This window comes from Arthrobacter sp. Hiyo1 (genome assembly GCF_001263615.2).
GTDB lineage: Bacteria > Actinomycetota > Actinomycetes > Actinomycetales > Micrococcaceae > Arthrobacter.
Genome location: NZ_DF952469.1, coordinates 959744 through 961915, shown reverse-complemented (window position 1 = coordinate 961915; position 2172 = coordinate 959744). Strand labels below are relative to the sequence as shown.

At 65.6% G+C, this 2172-nt stretch carries 2 protein-coding genes; one reads left to right on the top strand and one right to left on the bottom strand.

Going from position 1 to position 2172, the window contains the following annotated elements; genetic code table 11:
- Positions 1 to 856: phospholipase D-like domain-containing protein (locus tag AHiyo1_RS26435; protein ID WP_253257220.1), on the top strand; the 856-nt coding region annotated here is incomplete at its 5' end.
- A gap of 634 nt (positions 857 to 1490) precedes the next feature.
- On the opposite strand, the gene AHiyo1_RS08730 is transcribed toward AHiyo1_RS26435, so the two are convergent.
- A partial coding sequence (locus AHiyo1_RS08730) for a M20/M25/M40 family metallo-hydrolase (RefSeq protein WP_253257219.1) occupies positions 1491 to 2172 on the bottom strand: 682 nt, incomplete at its 5' end.

Genomic DNA, 2172 nt, shown 5'->3' with positions numbered 1-2172 from the left:
ACCGGCCGGCCCCCATGCAGTGCAGCTACTGCGCACCTACGGCGTGAAACGTCCCCCGTTCCCGTTTGCACCCGAAGGCGAACGCAGTGTTGCCCGCGGCTATGCGAAGGCCTTCGCCCGCGCCCGCTCGTTGATCTACATCGAGGACCAGTACTTGTGGTCGACAGAAGTCGCAGCCGGAATCGCCGGGGCCCTCGAGCGGAACCCCGACTTGAACGTGATCGCCGTCGTTCCCCGCTACCCCGACTCCGACGGCCCCCTGGTAGGGCCGGCAAGCCGGATCGGTCAACTTCGCGCCCTGAGGATGTTGCACCAGGCGGCACCCGACAGGGTCGGAGTGTTCGACCTGGAGAACAGCTCGGGAACTCCGATCTACGTCCATGCCAAGATCTGCATCATCGACGACATGTGGTTCACCTGCGGCTCGGACAATTTCAACCGCCGGTCCTGGACCACCGATAGCGAGCTCACCTGCGCCGTATTCGACGCCACCGCCGGCAACAGGGAACCGTCCGGCACTGACAGCGGCCACGACATTGGCGCCGGCCACGACGCTCATCGGCCGCTGGCCCGCGGGCTCCGGCTCCAACTCTGGGCAGAACACCTGGGCTTGGACCAGGACGATCCCCAACTCCACGACATAGCGGCGGGGCTCAAGCTGTGGAACACCGCCGCTGATCGTCTCGACCACTGGCATGAATCCGGGCGCCGCTCGCCCCGCCCCACCGGAAACGTGCGGCGCCACACCCCGGAACCGGTGTCCTTCCTCCAGCGCCTCTGGGCGGATCCGCTCAGCCGTTTCGTCGTGGACCCGGACGGCCGTCCCCGCCGGCTGCGCGGCACTACCCGGTTCTAGGCAAGCTGGGCCGAAGCGGCCCGGCATAACTGATTGCGAACCATCTCTTCCGGCTTGCCCATGGCCCTTCTGGGAATCCTGGCATAGGGTTTGACCCACTACCCGCCGGCTGCCCGACTGGGTTCATCAACACGATGTGGGCGCTCGGGAATGAACTTTGAATTCGGGGATCTGGCCGACGCCGATTCCCGACCGATGAAGACGTGAGGGAGAAACATGACGCTTGCTCGTGCTGGACATCGAATTGCCACCCATCGTCCCTGTATACCCGCAGCGCTGCCAAGGGTGCCGGCTTGCGGGCGGTGCGGCCCGGGGTTTCCGTTGACATTCCATGAATATGTTCCGGCGGTCTATGCGGCCGATGGCAGCGGATTGCGGCCGCCGTCGGCAAGCTACAGCTGTCCACGATGCGGTACAAAGGACAACCATCAGGTTCCCTCGGGCTGGGCACCGCCCGAGTGGCAGTGGTACTCCTAAGCCAGGTAGGACAGCGCTGCGACCACGTGGGTTTGGACGCCCATGGACAGGGCCGGATCGATCACGGGCGCGAAGAGTGGAGAGTGGTTTGCCGGTATGTCCCGGGCCACTGTCCCGCGTTCGACGGCGGCCCGGTAGGTTTCGGGGTCCGCGCCGCCTAGGAGCCAGAACGTGTATGGGACCCCGAAGGCGTCCGGAATGCGGCTGAAGTCCTCTGACGCGGTCTGCTATATGCGGTACGCACTGAGTCTTCCCCGAAGTGGGCGGCGAATGCGGCCCGGACCGTCTCTGTCACGGCCGCGTCGTTGCTGGTGAGGGGAAACTGATCGTAGTACTCGAAATCCGGGTCTTGCGGTGATCCCGCGGCGGAACACTCGCCAAAGACTATCCGCTCAATGGCCGCGAGGACGGACGCGCGGACCTGGGTATCGTAAGTGCGGACGTTGAGCAGGAGTGTGGCGCGGTCGGGGATGATGTTGGACGTCGTCCCGGCGTTGAGCGCCCCCACTGTGACAACCGCGAAGTCGCCCGGTTTCGTCTCCCGCGAGACGATGGACTGCAGCCTGAGCACGATCGAGGAGGCAAGCACCACGGGGTCGACCGACATGTGCGGCATTGAGCCGTGCGCGCCCTTCCCATACACGGTGATCTTGAGCGAGTCCGCGGCGGAGAGGACGGGGCCTGGCGTGGTCGCTACCGTCCCTGCCGGGATCGGCATCACATGTTGCGCGAAGGCGACGTCCGGCCGCGGCACTTTGGCGACGAGTCCGTCGTCGAGCATTGCTTGGGACCCGGCCCCGATCTCCTCGCCGGGCTGGAATAGCGCGATATACGTCCCG